Here is a 20,342-nt window from a genome sequence, read left to right on the forward strand (position 1 = left end):
ATTTCTTATTATTGAAACATACTAAGAAATAAGGAGGCGATTTTTAATGAAAAAAATTTCTAATAAAAAACCTTATTTACCTGATGAAAGAGAACAAGCAGAAGCAACTCCAAAAACCATAAAATCCTATTCACCTACTGGTGAAGATTATACAGAGTTACCTGATCCTGTAAGAGATAATATAGTATCTAATAACATTGCTAACCAAGAGTTTGATTACACCGATAAGAATCTTTATAAAGATTAAGATTCTAAATATTATGATGAAAAATAAGTATGCCTGAAGCATACTTATTTTTTTATTAAATAATTTGATTTATACACCTTTTATTAACTGTATTATTGAAACCTTACTTCTACATAATGTTCACCTTTAGGTTTAAATGGTATAAGCTTCTCCTTCAATACTTCTCCATCCATTGTTAATAGCTCCTTGTTATCCCTTATTACTTTAATATAATATTTAACATTATCCCTGGTATACTCTATTTCATATCCATTCCAATTATCAGGTATGCAAGGTTCTATTACAAATCCCTTTCCCTGAATAATTTTAAATCCCAATATATTTTGAACTCCAACTTTATACATCCATCCTGCTGCCCCTGTGTACCAGCTCCAACCTCCTCTGCCGCTAAAGGGTTCCTTTAAATATACATCCGCAGCCATTACATAAGGCTCTACCTTGTAGGTCTTAGCTTCTAAGGAAGTGGAAGAGTGATTTATAGGATTGATCATGTTAAAATATTTCCAGGCCTTATTATTTTCCCCTAGCAGGGTAAAGGCCATGATGCACCACACCGCTGCATGGGTATACTGCCCTCCATTTTCTCTTACTCCAGGCACATATCCCTTAATGTATCCTGGTTCTAACTGAGAATTGTTAAAGGGAGGGGCTAGTAGCAATATTATTTCTTTATCTTCTTTTACTAGGTACTTTTCTACAGCCTCCATAGCTTGTTTAACCCTGCTTATTTTACCTGCTCCGGATATAGCTGCCCAGCTTTGAGCTAAAGAATCAATTTTGCACTCACTATTTTCCATAGAACCTAGAGGTGTACCGTTATCAAAATATGCCCTTCTGTACCATCCTCCGTCCCATCCATGCTTTTCTATGTTTTCTCTTATGAAATTCATACTATCTTTAAACTCTACTACCATCTCATTATCCTTTACAAAGGAACAAATTGGCTGAAACTTATTGAGAATGTCATATAAAAACCATCCTAGCCATATACTTTCACCTTTCCCCTTATTCCCCACAGTGCTCATACCATCGTTCCAATCTCCGCTGCCCATGAGAGGTATATTATGCTCTCCAAATTTCAATGCTTTCTTTATAGCTTTTATGCAATGTTCATATATGCTTCCCTTTTCCTTAGATTCTGGTACTATATTATATCTTTCGTCTTCCCCTTCCTGCAAAGGATTATCTCTAAGATAAGGCGCTTCTTCAAAGAGTATAGAATAGTCTCCTGTGGAGTTTATATATTCCGCAGTAACATAAGGAAGCCATAATAGGTCATCGCTAAATCTGGTTCTAATACCGCTATTAACTACAGGGTGCCACCAATGCTGGACATCTCCTTCTATAAATTGTCTAGATGCACTCTTTAGTATCTGATTTTTTGTAAAGTTAGCATCCAACATTCCTAAAGCCAAGGTATCTTGAAGCTGATCTCTAAAACCATAGGCTCCTCCACTTTGATAAAAAGCACTCCTAGCCCAATATCTACAACTTAAGTTTTGATATATCAGCCATCCATTTAAAAGTAAATCCATACTTTTATCTGGAGTTTTAACTTTAATGGTTCCTAATAGATTACTCCAGTAATTCTTAACCTTGGTGAGTTCTTCATAAACAATTTCTTTATTATTATAACTATTTATTAAAGTGCTTATTTGTTGTAAATTTTCCATATCACCAAGTATTATGCTAATCTCTTTTGTTTCACCTGGATTTATAGTTATAAAAGTGTGCTCAGCTAGGCAAGGATCCATTCCTGCACCGGTGATATTGGATAAAGTTTTAGACTTTAGAGCTAAGGGATAACTTATATGCCCCCCTCTTCCTAAAAATTCTTTTCTGTTACCTGTAAAAGTGCTATTTTCACCACCAATAATCTTCAGAAAAGCTTTAAGCCTGCCAAAGGACTCACTATATGGATTTATGCCATAAACAAACTCTCCATCTCCATATACATGGGTACTTATATATTGAGAAGTCTGTTGTGGCGATACACCTAAAACTAACTGTGCATAATAAAAAACACTTATATTTCTTGTATTGGAAGAGGAGTTTTTTAAGTTTACCTTTATAATTTTAAGCTCTTTATCTAAAGGCACAAAACATGTCATTTCCCCTTCAATACCATGAGAGTTATGAATAAAACTACTATACCCATATCCATGTTCAATAATGTAGTTATTGTCTTCTCTTACAGGCTTTGGAGTTAAGGTCCAAAACTCACCGGTATCTTCATCTCTAATATACATAACCTCTCCAGATAAATCGCTGACAGCATCATTATTCCATGGAGTTATTTTATTTTCTCTTGAGTTACCACACCAACTATAACTGCTTCCAGATTCTGATATGTGAAAACCGAAGTTTTTGTTGGAAATAACATTAATCCAAGGCGCTGGAGTGTTTTTTTCTTCATTTAACACTATTATATAGCTGTTGCTTTTACTATTAAAACCTCCATAGCCGTTATAATATAATAATTTATCTACAGGGTAATTTAAATCTTCCTTTGCTTTCTCCTTTGAAGGTTTAGAAATATTGGAATATGCTATTTCCTCGGCTAATTCATAGTTATATTTTAAATTTTTATAAAAACTCTCTACACTTTTATCTTTTGTACTCTTATCTTTATACTTTATTTTATATTCAGATATTAGCTTATTGCCTTGTAATTCTTTATGCCTTATATAACTCACTATTTTCTTAGAATCAAAATTATTATTTATTTCTAAAATATCTCTATATTTACTATCATCAATACTATTATCTAACTGTTCTATTAGAGAGCCTTTAGAACTTTCAATAACTACCTTGGATATCCCCTTTAAAAAGCTTAATATCTCTTCACTCATGGTAGATTTGCTATGGATATATATACTTCCTTTATAATTACCTTTCTTATCTTGTTCTGATACATTAACTAATTGAGATATTGAATTTTGAAGGGGCTGGGTGTAGGATGTATCTTGCTTATTGTAAATAATTAAATCTACCACAAGCCCTTTTAGCTGCCAATATTTATACATAAGTAAAACCTGTCTTACCATATCTAAATCTTTTTCCTCTTCCACTATCACAAGTAATATTGGCAAGTCTCCAGATATTCCATAAGGCCAAAGGTCCTTTTGGTATTTGTTAATGCTTTTTATAAATTTTTCCCGGTGCTTGAAATTTGATGGGAATATAATATTATTAGCTACTCTTTGATAAAAATTAGCCTGTGCAGATTTTATACCCAACGCCTTCAATTCCCACTGAACTTCATTCATAGCCTCTTCAAATACTCTTTCCAAATAATTATATCCTTTAAAATGTTTCACTATGTTTAAAGCTTCTTCTCTAGAAGCTGCGCAGGCTGTAACAAAGCTAATGGTTACATATTCCCCAGGCATTATATTTACTCTCTTACGAAGGCTAAAAATAGGATCTAGTACTATTCCTACTCTATTTTCCAGTGGTGTTTCACTATCCATAACCACAGGGTTTGTTATATCTCTATTTCTACCAATAAAATTTGCTCTTGCTGTTTCATATTGTATATTTTCAGATTTTCCTACATCCTCCAAAATAAAATGCACTGCGTAGGGTTTATGCTGGGATTTAGCCCTTGGTCTTCTGCTAGCTAAAAGGCACTTATGCTCTTCATCAAATTCAGTAGTAATAAATAAGTTACTAAAGGCAGGGTGAACTAAATCGGCATTATACTCTGTTAAAACGACCTCCATGTAGCTTGTAACCTCTAAATCTCTAGTAAAATTACTATGATTAGTAAGGGTTATTTTTCTTATTTCCGCATTAAAATCCGGGGAAACAACAATCTCGGTCTTAGTTTCAATATTACCATCATTTCTCTTGAACACGGCTTTATCTAGTGAAAAATTCACTTGATATTTATCTCCTGAATTTTTGCAAGGTTCATAAGCAGCACTCCAATATTCATTAGAATTTATATTCTTAATAAAAAAGAACATGCCAGAAGAATCCAAAGTAACATCTTCTCTCCATCTATATAAAGCCATATTGTCAATTTTACTATACCCGCTGCCGCTATTGGTAATCATTAAAGAATAACTCCCATTAGATAAAATTTGCACTTCTGGTACTTCACTATAGGGGGTAACATATTCTCTTATAAATATATTTTGCTCTTCTATGTCAGACTTAGGTATTTGTATTTCACTTTTTCTATCATATATTACCGCTTTAGGTACTTTTTCTTGTAGCAATTCTTCTGTAGCCTTTACCTCTGGCAGTCTATGAAATCTATCAGATAAAATATCATTGCATAAAACATTGTTAAAAGCCATTAGCATCATCCCTTGATGGTGTACCATGTAGTTTTTTACTATGGCATAACTTTTCCCTTTGGGTACTCTATCTTTGGTATAATCTATGGATTCATAAAATCCATATCTCCCTAGCATACCCATGGATACAAAATTTTTCATAGCTTTTATGGAATCTTTGCTATCAATCATTAATGCTAATGCAACGGAATAAGTTGATACTACTAGTTCATCACCTAACCCCCTCTTTAAACCTACATCAGGTACTCCAAAAGCTTTATATTGATAATTTAAAGCCCCATCAAAGTGGTAAAAGGCTGATTCTGATATTCCCCAAGGAATTTTCTTTAACTTGGAATACTTTTTTTGAATATGTAAAACTGAGTAATAGGTTTGGTTTAATAAAGTTTTAGGGTAGGCTTTCATTATTAAAAGGGGCATAAAATATTCAAACATAGTTCCGCTCCAAGACACTAAGCTTTTCCTTCCATATAACGATGCCATGGCTCTTCCTAATTTAAACCAATGTTCAGTGGATACATCTCCCTTAGCTATGGCAATAAAACTTGCAGCTCTAGCCTCTGAAGCCATTAAATCATAATAACTACTACCTAACGAATCATTTTCCACATCATATCCTATAGAAAATAGTTTAACTTCATCATTGTAAAGAATAGTAAAATCAGTGTCTTCTGATAGTTTTTCTAACTTATTATTTAAAGAATCTAACATTCTTATTAGCTTTAAGAAATTATTGATGCTATCTGATAAAAGCTTTAAAAACTCCTCACTTATATTTACATTATCGCTTAAGGAAACTAATATAGTATTTAACTTAGCTGGCAGTTCCTTTATGGGCACTTTAAAAATACATTCATTTAAAGCATTAGTTATTTCAGCATCCTTAACCTCAATGCTAGAAAGTTCAAGCCAAGGAAATAATATTTGTATTTCTTTTATTCTTGTAGAAACATCATATTTCACTTTGGAGTTCCAATAATACTCTCCGTCTTTATTTTCTTTCTCATAGTTTACAGCCATACTCCATATACGGTGTAACAACTCATTGTAACCATATATATCATAGCTTTTATTTGATATCTCCTTCATTAACTCTTTATATAACACCCTATTATTATCTTCTGCTTCTGCTAGGCATAAGGTTTCAACTAATCCCTTAATATATTTCTCTCTAATTATTGGGTTACTCTTATATTCCTTTAATGATTCCATAATAACCCAATAATAGCCTACTAGATTGCCGCTATCTACCGTAGATATATACCTGGGCCAAAGCGGTTTCAAGGATTTTGTATCATACCAGTTATATAAATGTCCATGATATTTTTCCAGCTTATTTATGCTTTCAATCCCTTTATTTAACCTGTCTAGCACTGAGTTAATTCCAATAAACCCCATATCATAAGCTGTTATATTGGTAATTAAGCCCATAGCTACATTGGTAGGTGAAGTACGATAGGCTATGCCTTTTTCTGGATCTTCTTGATAATTGTCCGGAGCTAAATAATTATTTTCTTTATTTACAAAATCTTCATAATAGCACCAAGTTCTTCTGCTTATCTCTCTTATAAAAACTTCATCCTTTTTGCTTATATCTTCTTTTTCTTTAGGAAGCTCTAGTCCTATTATGTAAGCACTTAAAGGTGAAATAAACCATATTACGCATATAGGTGTCATAAGCCATCCCAAAGATAAGGAATAATTAAAAGCTAACAATCCTACCACTAAGGATATAATTGATGCTAAGTACATAGTCTTAATGTAGCTTATTAAAGTTTTTCCTGCTGTAGCTTCAGCATCTGCAGCGGTTTGCCACTGCAACATATTCTTCTTGCTTATAAAGGTTCTATATAAGGTTCTAAAAATAGCATCTAACATTAACAAAGCTTGATGAGGAATAAATGAAAAAATAAAAAATATCTGTTGCCATACCATTTTTGAACTAGATAGTGTCCCATTTAAACCAATTCCTTTTTTAGGTGTAACCACTACTTCAGAAACATCAAATAATATAGGTATTCCTATAGAGAGAAAAGCAAGGGCTAACCACTGCTGTCCCCCACTCAATAAAGAAAATTGCAGTAAAATTAATAAAACCACCGAAGGTGTCAAAAGACTTCTTCTTAGATTATCTATGATCTTCCATTTTGAGAGCTTACTTATTTTTTTTGATTTTAACCAGGGTATAAGCTGCCAATCTCCCCTTACCCATCTGTGAAGACGTAAGGAACTGGATTTATAATGTGAAGGATATCCATCTACCAAATTTATGTCTGTAACCAAAGCAGCTCTGGCATAGCAACCTTCTAACAAATCATGGCTTAACACACTATTTTTAGGAATCTCATCTTTTAATACATTATAGAAAGTGTCTATATCAATGATGCCCTTACCGGTAAATATACCCTCTCCAAATATATCCTGATAAGCATCTGAAACAGCTGTAGTATATAAATCCATACCCGTTTCTCCGGAAAAAATACGTGAAAAGTTGGTTTTTTCAGAAGCTGATATACTAACGGATATACGCGGCTGCATTATGCCATAGCCTCTTATTACTATTTCATTATTATTATCTAGTACAGGGATGTTTAAGGGATGACTCATAGCTCCTACCAGTCTTCTCACAGTATCTCTCGGTAACTTAGTATCAGCATCTAGAGTTATTAAATATTTAACTTTTCTTAATTTGGAGATATCGCTGCTTATAACATTAAAGCTGGTTTTTTTACTACCTCGAATAAGTTTCATAAATTCTACTAATTTTCCTCTTTTTCTTTCCCACCCTAGATAATATCCCATGCTTTCATTAAATTTACGCTGTCTGTTAAAAAAGAAAAATATTTCATTTCCTTTTTTGCAGTACTTATTATTTAATTCCTTAACCTCTTTTAGTGCCTCTTTTACTATTTTTTCATCTTCAGCTTCATTTTCACTATATGCATCTTTAAAGTCACCTAATATAGCAAAATATAAATTTTCTTCTCTATTGGCCAGATAATAAACTTCCATATCATCTATTAAAGACCTTAATCTCTCTACACTATTTATAAGGGCAGGTATAACCACTATAGTGCTTATATCTTCAGTTAATCCTTTTTCTAATTTCAACTTTGGTATTTCACTGGGAGTTATTATATTAGTTACGCTCCAATTTAATATAGCTATTACCACTTCAGAAATTGGTATTATTGAAATGATAATTCCCCATATTAATTTGTTAAAAGATATATATCCTAAAGCCCTAAAATAACTAGTAATAACTATAGCTTCTAGAAAGATAATAAATAAAGCCATTAATCCAAAATAATAAAGATAGGGCTTTTTCTTAATGCTTTCTTTAACCCCTTCTAAGCCTTTAGGTTTATACCTTAATTTTTTCTTTAAATCATTCTTTCCCGCATCTAAGATATAATATCCTACATGCTGCTTATAAAATTCCGCCTGGCTAGAAATAGCATTATTTGCAAGGGATAACACTTCCATAGCTATATTTTTTTCTGATATTCCTGAATTTTTTGAAATAACTTCAATATTGTGTCTATAATTATCTCTAGTATCAAAATCCATTTTTTTATATATGCCGCTAGGGTCTTTTGATAGTATTTCTTCTACATCGCTAATAGACTCAAAAAAGCTCTTCCAATCTATGGCATCTATGCTTCTTAAAGATGTTATACTGTTTCCCATTATCCTTTGAAGTTTTCCTTCTTTTAAATACTGCTCTTTTATAGCATTTTCAATGCTTTCATTACCCTTTGGCAATGAAAGGGAAAGCCACTTTATAATTTCTTCCTTTTCTAATGCATTGTCCCTTAAAACCTTAATAGTTCTTTCTATAAAGGGATTAGTTGCTTTTTTATTTTCTGATATATATTTATTTAAAGTTTCTTTATAATCACTTTTAACATAGGCATTTATTATTTTTTCACAAAATAAATTTGCTTTTTTCTTTTCTCTTACTATAAAGCTCATTTCATGGGTTATTCCCGAAATATACTCTAAAAGTACAACCCTCAGCATAAGGGGAAAAGCCCATAATTCTCCCATAGTAAAATCATATTCTTCCTTTAAGGTGGTAATATATTTTCTTGCATTATCATTTTTTACTATTCCTTCATAGGTGTTTATGAACCCTTGTGCTAAAGTATATATCCTAGGAACACATAGATCCTTCTCTGTGTTTAGTGGTAGGTCAGCACAATATTTTAATGGGAGATTAGCTTTAACCATTTTATATTCTTTTTCAATGAGGTAAATATTATCTAATAGCCATTGACAAGAATGTATTATTTCATTGTTACTACTAACTAATGAATTTATATATTCATAATTTTTAATTATTTCTCTATAACCATCTTCCATATTATTCAGAAGTACCTTTGTGCATTTTATCCTGCTTTTTATCATTATACCCAATCTCCTTCACAAATTTAGTGACAAAAGAAATGCTTATTTAGTTTTTCCCGAGTATATGAAAGTTATACCATTATTATTAGTTATAGAGAAAATCAACAAAAAATAAAAAAGCTGGCTTCTATCACCAGCTTTCTATATCTCTTATTAAATTTTAAATGTTATAAAACTCCTCAAAGGATTTTAGAACATAATAATGATCCTTTACTCCAGCTAATTCTCTAATAGAATGCATTGCAAATATAGGTGATCCCATATCCACACTTCTAATATCTAGGTGAGTAGAGGATATTGGTCCTATGGTAGAGCCTCCTAACATATCAGATCTATTAACAAACTTTTGTACCGGTACTCCTGCTTTTTTGCATATAAGCTCATATACTGAAGAAGAATCGCTGTCAGAAGTATATTTATGGTTAGCGCTTATCTTAATAACAGGTCCTTTATTTATAAGCGGTCTATTCTTAGGATCATGCTTTTCACCACGATTTGGATGAACTGCATGAGCTAAATCCGCTGAGATCATAAAAGATTTAGAAAGAGCTCTAAAGTAATCTTCTCTATTGCCTCCAAAGCTTAATACTATTCTTTCTAATATGTTGGACAAAAGCTGTGAATCCGCTCCTTGTTTTGTAGAGCTACCGATTTCTTCATTATCAAAGCATACCATAACATTGGTAGCTTCTACGCTTTTAGAGGTTAAAAGTGCCTTGATACCAGCATGAACCATGGATAGGTCATCTAATCTTGAACTAGATATAAATTCTTCATTTAATCCAACAAAGCATCCTTTTTCATATTCATATAAAAATAAATCAAAATCTATTATCTCCTTAACTTCAACCTTTAATTCCTCTGCTAAAAGTTTTATAAGATAATTATTTTCTTCCAAGGATTCATTAATTAGTGTAATTAAAGGTAGAGTGTCTATTTGCTTATTAAGTTCCACACCCTTATTTACCTCTCTGTTCATATGAATAGCAAGGTTAGGTATTATCACTATAGGCTTAGATATGTTTATAAGCCTGCTTTCAGGAAATAATATATTTTCTCCTTTTAATGTAACTCTTCCTGCTATACCAAGTGGCCTGTCCATCCATGTGGATAGTATAGGTCCGCCGTATACCTCTGTATTAAGCTTTACATAACTGCCTTCAGAAACCATTTCTGGATTAGGTTTTATCCTAAAGCTAGGTGAGTCTGTATGAGCTCCTATAAGCTTAAAACCTGCCTCTTGAGGTGATTTGCTTCCAGTTTTAAATGCTATTAAAGCAGAGTCATTTCTAGTGACATAATAATTTTTATTATACTGTAAATTCCATTTTTCTCCTTCATGTAATTCTATGTAATTTTCTTTTGATAATTCCTTTTTAATGGTGTCCACTGCATGAAAAGCTGAAGGTGAATTATAAATAAACTCCATAAGCTCTAATGCTAATTCTCTTTCCATGTAATTACCTCCTTTAACGTAAATATATATATATTCTAACACTTATTATATTATATTTGCTATATTAATATTTCATTTGTGATATAATAGCATATATATTTTCATATCATATTTAACCTTTGATTGGAGTGTTAGTTATGCTATCTCGATTGCTAGTAAAAAAGTTTATTAGGAATAACTCTAATACAAATGATGAAAAAGTTAGAAATTCTTATGGCTTTCTTGCAGGTATAGTAGGAATAATAATAAATGTTATGTTGTTTGCAATAAAACTTTCCGTGGGGCTTATTGTGGGAAGTATCGCTGTGATGGCAGACGCCTTTAATAATCTTTCTGATGCAGCTTCTTCTTTAATAACTATATTAGGTTTTAAATTATCCAGTATGCCTGCAGATGCAGAGCACCCTTTTGGTCATGGAAGGCTAGAATATATTTCAGCACTTATAGTGGCTTTTATGGTTATGATTGTAGGTTTTCAATTTATTAAAACTTCCTTTGATAGGGTTATAAATCCAGCACCTGTAACTTTTCAACTTCTTCCTTTCATACTTATAGCAGTATCTATAACCTTTAAAGTGTGGTTAAGTAGTTTTAATAAGTTTATTGGAAAGACCATAGATTCATCAGCTCTAAAAGCTGCTGGTATAGACGCTTTAGGTGATGTGGTAACTTCTAGTACTGTAGCCATATCACTCTTAGCCTCAAAATTCACTAGTTTCCCTATAGATGGATACATAGGTATTTTGGTTGCTTTAGCAATACTATGGTCTGGTTACTCTTTAGTAAAAGAAACTATAAGTCCTCTTTTAGGGGAGGCTCCAGATCCTAAGTTAGTAAAAGCTATTCAGGAAGGTGTTATGAGTTATCAGTATATTACTGGAGTGCATGATCTTATAATCCACAATTATGGTCCGGGCAAGTGCATGGCTTCTATTCATGCAGAAATTCCTTCTGATATAAATATCATGAAGATACATGATGTTATAGACAAGGCAGAACGTGAAATATCAGAAAAGCTAAATATATATCTGGTGATACATATGGACCCTATTTCTATAGATACTAAAGAGATCTTAGAAGCTAAAACTGAAGTAGAAAAAATTATAAAATATAACCCTCTTATAAAATCTATGCATGATTTTAGAATTGTGGGGGAAAAAGAACATAAGAACTTAATCTTTGATATAGTGGTGGATAGCGCTGCTCTTAGAAAGATCATGCATGAAGAGGAGCTTAAGGAAAAAATTATTTCAGATATAAAAGACATTCATCCAGAATATAATTGCATAATAACCGTAGATCCTGATTTTATGTAAAAAGGGGTGCCAGTCACTTGTCACGTGACTGGCACCCCTTGCATAATATAATATGTAATATTCGAAAGGAGTACTATATGAATAACTATATTAGACACATGTTTCCAGGTGCAAACACTTCTATGGGATTTTATTCTTTTTTTAGATATATACTCCCTCAAGATGAAGCTAGAAGAATAGTTTGTTTAAAAGGAGGGCCAGGTACAGGTAAATCCTCCATTATGAAAAAGCTTTCTGCATATTTTTATTCTAATGGATATAATATAGAGCATCATCATTGTTCCTCTGACAGTGAGTCCTTAGATGCTATCCTTATAAAAGAACTTAAAATAGCCGTTTTAGATGGAACTTCTCCTCATATGGTAGACCCTATAACTCCCGGTGCTGTGGACGAGATATTAAACTTAGGTCAGTGTTGGAATGAGGATGGAATAAAAAATCATAAAGTTGAAATAATGGACATCGCTAAAACCCTATCAGAAAATTATAAAAGGATCTACAGATATTTAAGGTCCGCCAAGGAAATTCATGAGGATTGGAGCTCATTTAATTTACAATCTATGGATAGCAACAAGCTATTAACCTTTAAAGAAGATCTTAAAAGTAAAGTTTTAAAAGGTACAGATATAGGTGTTTTAGGAAAGGATAGGCATTTGTTTGCCACAGGTATTACCCCTCAAGGTATAGTAACCTATATAGAATCTCTTACAAATGCTTATGAAAACGTATATGTTATAAATGGAGGTCCTGGCTTTAGAAAATCTGAAACTTTAAAATATATTCTTGAAGAGAGCTTAAAAAGAGGACTATATGTAGAAGTTTTTCATGATCCATTTATTTCTGAAAGAATAGAACACTTATTTATACCGGAACTATCCACTGCTATTGTCACTTCTAATGAAATAAATAAAAAGCAAATAAAGGGCAATGAAATATATATGGAAGAACTTTGTAATACAAAGTATCTAAACTCAGTATCTAATGAGATAGAGTATAATAAAACCTTATTTTACTCTATGGTAGAAAAAGCCTTAAGCATATTAAAAAATAATAAAGCTCTCCACGATGATTTAGAGAAGTTCTATATTCAAAATATGTACTTTAATAAGCTAGACTCCTTAGGTAATGAACTTGTGGATAAATTTCATAAATACGAAAAAGAATATAAAAACGAAATAAAATAAAAAGTTCTGCATGGCAGCATTTTTAAATATCCTACTGTCATGCAGATTTTTTATATTATATTTAACTATTAATTGATTTTAGTGGCTATTTTTATTAAAATAATCACTGGTGATAATAAGATTACTTACATCCCTGGAATTCTCAAGGTAAAGCTTATCCTTTTCGTTAATATCGCCAATTAATCTGCCATTATTCATTACAGTGAAATTTCTATTTGTCTTAAGTAGATTTCTTCCATAAGTCTTATTTATAAATTTTTCTTCCTCTATGCCCATTAAATATGCTGTAGTGGAAAATAAATCCGCAGTACCACCTATAGTATCAATTTTATTCCCTGAAAGTTTACTATTAAATACTATATAAGGTATCTTTTCATCATTATGTTTCCACCAGTCCCCTGGGAAGTCTACAGCTTTCAACTCATCACCATAGAATTTATGTACTCCACCATGATCACCATAAATTACAACTACAGTGTTGTCTAAGATACCTTGGTTATTTAATTTCTCTATAAAACTACCTATTTGTTCATCTACATATCTAATGCTTTGAAAATAAGCTCCTAAAATACTCTTATCTAGAGTCTCAGGCAGCTTTAAAAGCTTTTTATCCTCAGGAATTTCAAAGGGTCCATGACTGCTTAAAGTGGCATAATTAATATAAAAAGGCTCTTTAATATCCTTGATCTTTTCACCTATCTGCCTAAATCCAGAAGCATCAGAAATTGATGTTCCTATGAGATCATCAGCTTTAAAATTACTTATATCCCAAACTTCTTGAAATTTATAAGTGCCCTTATGCATCTCTACCCAGTTCCAATTTCCAGCATTTTCAGCTTTAGCAGAATAAGTTTTATACCCCTTCTCCTGTAAAAGTTTTGGAAGAGTTTCTAAATTTCTTGATGGATATCTAAAAACCACAGATCCACTACTTATTGGAAACATTCCTGTATTAAACATAAAATCCGCATCTGAACTGGTGCCTCCGCCATTTTGTTCATGAATATTATTAAAATACAAACTATTTTTAAGAAGCTTATTCATATTAGGTGTTATCTCTTCATCATTTACTTTAGCGTTAATAACAAAGTTTTCTAAAGATTCAATTTGTAAAGCTATGATATTCTTTCCTTTAAACATACCAAAATAATTATTATCCTTAATATTTTCTATTTTCCAATTAAGCCAATTGTTTATTTTTTCTTTTTCCCCAGAGGACAATTTATAATCAGAGCATTCTTTTAATGTCCTATAAGTATCGTAGCTCCAGAAGCCTATAGGAGTAAGGTTAGACATGGTTTGAAAAGGAGCCCAAGAGTTTACAAATACCATTTGACCTGGGCGTCCCTTATTAAGCTTATCAACTCTCTGATGATCATTATATATAACTCCGCAGCCCACAATTACAAAGGCTAAAAAGCATACTACATTTCTTTTTACATCTTTGTATATATCCTTATGACGGTATATATAAATTATCAATAATAAAACATCTAAAAAATATAAAATATCTATGATATGAAAATTTACTATACTCCTATTAAGAGGATTGAATAGTTCCGGATGAATAATATGCCTAATAGAGTAAAATCCCTTATATGCCCTGTAATACCAAAGGTTAAGCACCAGCATTATACTCAGAAGCAAATTTAAACCAGTAGCTGCATAGAGCCTTGCTCTTCCTTTAAATAAAAGAGCTATGGAAATAAATATAACAGCAAAGGATAAGTGTGTAGAAATAACAGGAACTCCAAAATACATACTAAATATATCAATAGATGAAGAGTTTGGCGTTCTAACCATAGCTAAAAATAAATTTGATTTTAAAATAACAAGTAAAAATGTCAGTATCCAATAGGAATCCACCGACTTAGTAAATTTCTTTATATATGACAAATACTTTTTCATTAATTTTCTCCCTAATATTTAATTTCCATAAGCCCATGTAATGCTCTAGTACACATAATGTATTTAATAAAATCATTGGTTTTAATATCTTCATTGTCAAGTATAATTACACCATCAAATTCTAATCCTTTAGCGAAATAAGATGGTAGCATAACTATACCACCATTATAAAGCATATCCTCTGATTTTAATGTGGCAACATAACTCTTAGATTTTATTGTGGACTCAACTTCATTTAATTCTTCCATGGTTTTAGTTATAATAGCTATATTTTCTAGTCCTTGTTCTTTGAAATTATTCAATTGCTGTGCTACTATATTTCCTAAGTCTAAAATATTATTTACAATTATGCTTTCTACTTTAGCACCACTTCTAACCATAGGGACTATTTTATCTTCTTTAAGGTATTTATTGGCATGCTCCATAATCTCATAAGTGGATCTATAGCTCTTATTTAAGTTAAAATTCATAACTTTAAGGTCTGGGAACAAGCTTTCCACATCTAACATTGCAGGTCTATCTTGTGTTTTGGTTAATCTTTGATTAGCATCTCCAACAATAGTTAATGAAACAGCTCCAGTTATTTCTTTTATTACTTTAAATTGTAACTTGCTGAAATCTTGAGCTTCATCTATTACCACATGTTTAATACTATCCTTATTCTTTATTCCTGTTAATTTTAACATTAAATATAGAATTGGTGCTAAATCATCTATAGTAAGAGGTTTATGCTGATTAAACTCATTGTATATATCTTCTATACTCTGTGGGGTTATCCATTTATTTATGATATCCCTTTGATTCATAACCTCTCTTATTATTTCTCTTATTCTCATTTTTCTTTTAAACTCAATATTATTTTCTTGCTGTTTTAACTCATCAGGTGAAAGGCTTTCTCTATAGGCTTTTATTTCAGCCTTAAGTTTCCTTACCTCTTCATCTCTTCTATCTTTGAGTTTAGAGACTAATATTCTCTTTACTTTTTCATTTCTCCTAAAAAGAGGCATATGAGCGTAATGTTTGTTGAATAGTTCATCTATTTCTTCTAGATCTACCACTATATTTCCTTCAAAGTGCACTGGTCTATATTTAAAGTAGCTATCATCCATTTCCTTAAGCATTTCATCTAAGCGCTGTACATATTCATCACTATTTTTGTACTCCGCTTCTTTAATAAAAGCTTTATCATCACTTAGTATCTTTTCTGAGTATTCTTTAAAGGTCATAACTTCTTCTATATCTAATATATCTAAAGCAAAATTAGTAAAAGTGCTTTGTTTTACACCTGATTCTCCAAGGCTTGGAAGTACTGAAGAAATATACTCCATAAATATATTATTAGGCCCTATTATCAAAACCTTATCCTTTAGTATATCTCTATAATTATAAAGAAGATAAGCTACCCTATGAAGTGCAATAGTGGTTTTGCCACTGCCAGCTACCCCATTAACCACTAGAGTATTTTCCCTAGGCTGCCTTATTATATCATCTTGCTCTTTTTGCAGAGTCATTATTATATCTTTAAGCTTTTCGTCAGAATTTGCACTTAAAACTAGCTGCAGTATTTCGTCCTTTACATCAATTTCAGAGTCAAACATTCCTTTAAGCTTTGCTTTCTTAATGATATATTGTCTTCTACCAGTGATATCTACATCTACATTTCCTTGAGGGGAGACGTAGGAAGCTTTCCCTAAAGTACCTTTATAAAAAAGTGATGCTACAGGTGCTCTCCAGTCTACTACTGTAGGTTCATAGCTGCCTTCTGGAGTAACTCCAAATCTGCCTATATATAGCTTTTCTTCATCTTCATACTCTTTATCAATAAACTCCACCCGTCCAAAATACGGTGATTCTTGTAAAACAGTAAGTTCTTTAAGGCGCCTATCAATATTTTTAAATGCTTCTTCCTTAACAAATCTCTCATGATCAAAATACTCAGCAATTTTATCTTCATCGTCTTTAAATTCTTCTATGACTTTTTTTCTGTAATCTATAATATATTGGCTGATATTTTGTCTTTTAGATATATAATTCACTATTTCTTCTCTTATTATCTTTACGGTTTCTTCAAGCTTTAAATTTTCTATATTTAAATCCAAACTTTTTTCCCCTTTTAAATCCAATGCATATCCTCCTTTAAGCACATAAAATTCCCGGTAACACCGGGAATTTATGTATATATTATTCATAACTATTGTAAAACTGTATTAGTATTCTCTTCTAATGCGTCTTTGTCTTCTCTTACTATACTCATAAATTCTTCCCCAAGTAAGGTTTCTTTTTCCAAGAGTCTTTCTGATATCTTTGTTAATAATGCCCTATTGTCATTAAGTATGTTTATAGCTCTTTTATGACATTCTTTTATTATCTCCAAAGTCACTTCATCTATTCTTGCGGCGGTTTTAGCACTACAGTTTTGAACTGGTCTTCCATCTAAATATCTGCTGCTCATAGACTCTAAGGCCATCATATCAAACTCCTCAGTCATACCATACATGGTAACCATATTTCTTGCAGTTTGAGTTGCCCTTTCTATATCGTTAGAAGCACCTGTAGAAATACTTTTAAATTCTACTTCTTCTGCTGCTCTTCCACCTAACATAACTGTTATTTGATCCATCATTTCTTCCTTAGATACCAAATACTTTTCTTCATCTGGAAGCTGAAGTGTATATCCTAAAGAACCCATGGTTCTTGGAACTATGGTAATCTTATGCACAGGGTCTGTGTTTTTTAACAGTGCTGCCACTAAGGCATGCCCTACTTCATGGAAAGAAACAATTCTCTTTTCTTTATCTGACATTATTCTGTCACGTTTTTCCTTACCTGCTATTATGACCTCTACGGCTTCTTCTAAGTCTTCTTGTATAACTTCATTTCTTCCTTGCTTTACAGCCCTTAAAGCAGCTTCATTAACCATATTTGCAAGGTCAGCTCCCACTGCACCTGGAGTTGCCTTTGCAATAGAAGTAAGATCTACTTCTCCGCCCATCTTAACATCTCTTGAATGTACTTTTAGAATGTCTTCTCTTCCTTTAAGGTCAGGTCTATCCACTATTACTCTTCTATCAAACCTGCCTGGTCTTAAAAGCGCTTTATCTAATATCTCAGGTCTATTAGTTGCTCCAAGTATTACCACACCTTTAGTAGCGTCAAAACCATCCATTTCTGAAAGTAATTGATTTAGAGTTTGTTCTCTTTCATCATTACTACTCATAGTATTATCTCTACTTTTTCCTATAGCATCAATTTCATCGATAAAGATAATGCATGGTGCTTTTTCTTCAGCTTGCTTAAATAAGTCTCTTACTCTTGCTGCTCCCATTCCCACAAACATTTCCACAAAATCTGAACCTGATAATGAGAAAAATGGAACGTGAGCTTCCCCTGCTACAGCTTTAGCTAGAAGGGTTTTACCTGTTCCAGGAGGCCCTACCAATAGTGCTCCCTTAGGTAACTTAGCTCCAATTTGTGTATATTTTTGAGGCTGATGAAGAAAATCAACTATTTCCTTTAAGGATTCCTTAGCCTCTTCCTGACCTGCTACATCTTTAAAAGTTAATCCTGTTTGATCCTCAGCATAAAGCTTTGCTGTGTTCTTTCCAAAGGACATTACTCCTCCGCCCATTTTTTTATCTATTTTTCCAAACATCAATCTACCTATTAGCAGTAAAAATAATAATGGTCCTATCCAGGAAATTAAAATTTCAAGGAGTAGTGGGTTGGACGCAAGAGGACCTGAGAATTTCACCCCTGAAGCTTTCAAATTTTGCACAAGATCCTTATCCCCTATATTAGCAGTATAAAGAACCTTATTACCATAGGAAGTATCTTTTTTAGGTTCTATACTTATCTTGTCCCTTGTAATACTAACCTCTTGAATCTGCTTATTATCTAATAAGGTTATAAATTCATCATAAGTTATCTGTTTTGTATATAATGCTGATCTTCCATAATTAAAAAGCATTATAAGCCCAAATACTGCTACTATATAAGCAACACCAAACTTCCATTTTTTGTTTTTATTGTTACTTTCATCGTTTTTGTTAGTTTTTTTATTCATAAGCTACTGGTTATAAACCAGAATTTTGTCACTTCCTTTCAACTATATTACTTTGCAAGCTCATATATAGCTGCTCCGTATATCTTAGCACATTTTATTATGTCATCTATTTCAATATATTCATTGGCTTGATGATCTAAATCTGGCTTTCCAGGGAATATTGGCCCGAAAGCTACTATATTTGCCATTTCCTTAGCATAAGTTCCTCCACCTATGGCCAAAAGTTCTGGTTCTAAACCGGTTTGCTCTTTATACACTTTCTGAAGAGTGGTAATAAGAGGATGATCTTTTGGGAAATACAGTGGTGATTGATGATCTAAATTTTTTATTTCTATATCTGTGTTTAACAGTTTTCTTTCCAACCTTGTAAGCATGTCTTCTAATTGGAAGGTTACAGGGTACCTTAAATTCAAACTCATAACTATACTATTGTCTTTTAGTTCTACTGTTCCCACATTAAATGAGAGCTTTCCTGAAGCTGCATCTTCTAAATCTACTCCAAAGGACTTACCATCGGTTTCCATTCCTATGTTTTCATTTACAAAGTGTATGAAGCTTCCTATATCAGTACCTTGTAATGGTAACTCTGCCAAAAAGGCAAACATCTGCATTATAGCATTTTTACCTAGCTCTGGAAGGCTTCCATGAGCTGAAACACCATAAGATTTTATAATAACTCCATCTTCTACTCTTTCATATTGTATCTTATAAGGGTTGTCATATTTAAACTCACTTAATAATGATATTACATTAGCTGGGTCATCTGTAACCACATAAGCTTGACAGTAATCAGGAACCATATTAGCTCTCTGACCTCCTGTTAGAGTCTTTATCTCAGTGTTTCCTTTTCCTCTAGTTTTAATAGGTTTAACAAAATCAAAAACTGTCAATCCTTTTTCAGCATATATAATAGGAAATTCAGCATCTGGAGTGAAGCCTGCTACAGGAGCTTTTTCTCTCTCATTATAATAAGCTATCTCTCCTGAGCCGGTTTCTTCATTGGTTCCAAATATTATTCTTACCCTTTTTGACAAAGGGAGCTCAGCATCCATTACTGCCTTTAATCCATATAAAGCTGACATAATAGGGCCTTTATCATCCATAGCACCACGGGCATAAATTTTACCCTCATGAATCTCAGCGCCATAAGGAGGATAATTCCAACCATCCCCTTCAGGCACTACGTCTAAATGGCCTAATACAGCTACATACTCCTCCCCTTCACCATATTCAGCATATCCTACATAACCATCAAGATTCTTAGTTTTAAAACCTAGTCTTTCGGATATGCTTAAAGCGGTTTCTAGAGCTTTAGAAACTCCTTCTCCAAAGGGTTTTCCAGGTAAAGCCGCTTCTTCGACACTTTTTATTCTTAATACTTCTTGAGTATCCTTAATTAAACCATCTTTTAACTCGTCTATTTTTTTATTTATTATTTCCATGATACAAAA

Annotated in this window: 9 protein-coding genes; 3 read left to right on the top strand and 6 right to left on the bottom strand. The window is 32.4% G+C overall.

Annotated elements, in window-relative coordinates:
- The first annotated feature begins 46 nt into the window (after positions 1–46).
- Positions 47–247, top strand: a complete 201-nt coding sequence (locus tag BUA82_RS12555; protein ID WP_073008681.1) for a hypothetical protein — start codon at positions 47–49, stop codon at positions 245–247.
- Between the two features lie 92 nt (positions 248–339).
- Here the strand turns inward: BUA82_RS12555 and BUA82_RS12560 are convergent, their stop codons facing one another.
- Both BUA82_RS12560 and BUA82_RS12565 read right to left on the bottom strand, forming a co-directional pair.
- Positions 340–8,964, bottom strand: coding sequence for a glycoside hydrolase family 94 protein (locus BUA82_RS12560; protein WP_073008683.1), 8,625 nt, complete (start codon positions 8,962–8,964; stop codon positions 340–342).
- Between the two features lie 160 nt (positions 8,965–9,124).
- Positions 9,125–10,420, bottom strand: coding sequence for a M18 family aminopeptidase (locus BUA82_RS12565; RefSeq protein ID WP_073008686.1), 1,296 nt, complete (start codon positions 10,418–10,420; stop codon positions 9,125–9,127).
- A gap of 137 nt (positions 10,421–10,557) precedes the next feature.
- Here BUA82_RS12565 and BUA82_RS12570 point away from each other — a divergent pair, with 137 nt between their 5' ends.
- Both BUA82_RS12570 and BUA82_RS12575 read left to right on the top strand, forming a co-directional pair.
- Positions 10,558–11,736 carry a cation diffusion facilitator family transporter gene (locus BUA82_RS12570; RefSeq protein ID WP_073008689.1) on the top strand — a complete coding sequence of 393 codons (1,179 nt, stop codon included), beginning with the start codon at positions 10,558–10,560 and terminating at the stop codon, positions 11,734–11,736.
- A 77-nt stretch (positions 11,737–11,813) separates the two neighbouring features.
- A complete protein-coding gene (locus BUA82_RS12575; RefSeq protein WP_073008692.1) occupies positions 11,814–12,920 on the top strand; it encodes a PRK06851 family protein in 1,107 nt (368 codons plus the stop codon).
- Positions 12,921–12,998: 78 nt separating this feature from the next.
- Here BUA82_RS12575 and BUA82_RS12580 read toward each other — a convergent pair whose 3' ends face one another.
- The 4 genes from BUA82_RS12580 to pepV form a co-directional block, all read right to left on the bottom strand.
- Positions 12,999–14,828 carry an LTA synthase family protein gene (locus tag BUA82_RS12580; RefSeq protein ID WP_083599929.1) on the bottom strand — a complete coding sequence of 610 codons (1,830 nt, stop codon included), beginning with the start codon at positions 14,826–14,828 and terminating at the stop codon, positions 12,999–13,001.
- Positions 14,829–14,839: 11 nt separating this feature from the next.
- Positions 14,840–16,951: a HelD family protein gene (locus tag BUA82_RS12585; protein ID WP_073008694.1), complete on the bottom strand. Its 2,112-nt coding sequence runs from the start codon at positions 16,949–16,951 to the stop codon at positions 14,840–14,842.
- Positions 16,952–17,019: 68 nt separating this feature from the next.
- Positions 17,020–18,891 carry an ATP-dependent zinc metalloprotease FtsH gene (ftsH, locus tag BUA82_RS12590; protein WP_073008698.1) on the bottom strand — a complete coding sequence of 624 codons (1,872 nt, stop codon included), beginning with the start codon at positions 18,889–18,891 and terminating at the stop codon, positions 17,020–17,022.
- A 47-nt stretch (positions 18,892–18,938) separates the two neighbouring features.
- On the bottom strand, positions 18,939–20,333 hold the full coding sequence (gene pepV / locus BUA82_RS12595; protein ID WP_073008701.1) for a dipeptidase PepV: 1,395 nt from the start codon (positions 20,331–20,333) through the stop codon (positions 18,939–18,941).
- Positions 20,334–20,342 lie beyond the last annotated feature (9 nt).

The organism is Clostridium amylolyticum (assembly GCF_900142075.1).
Lineage (GTDB): Bacteria > Bacillota > Clostridia > Clostridiales > Clostridiaceae > Clostridium_AA > Clostridium_AA amylolyticum.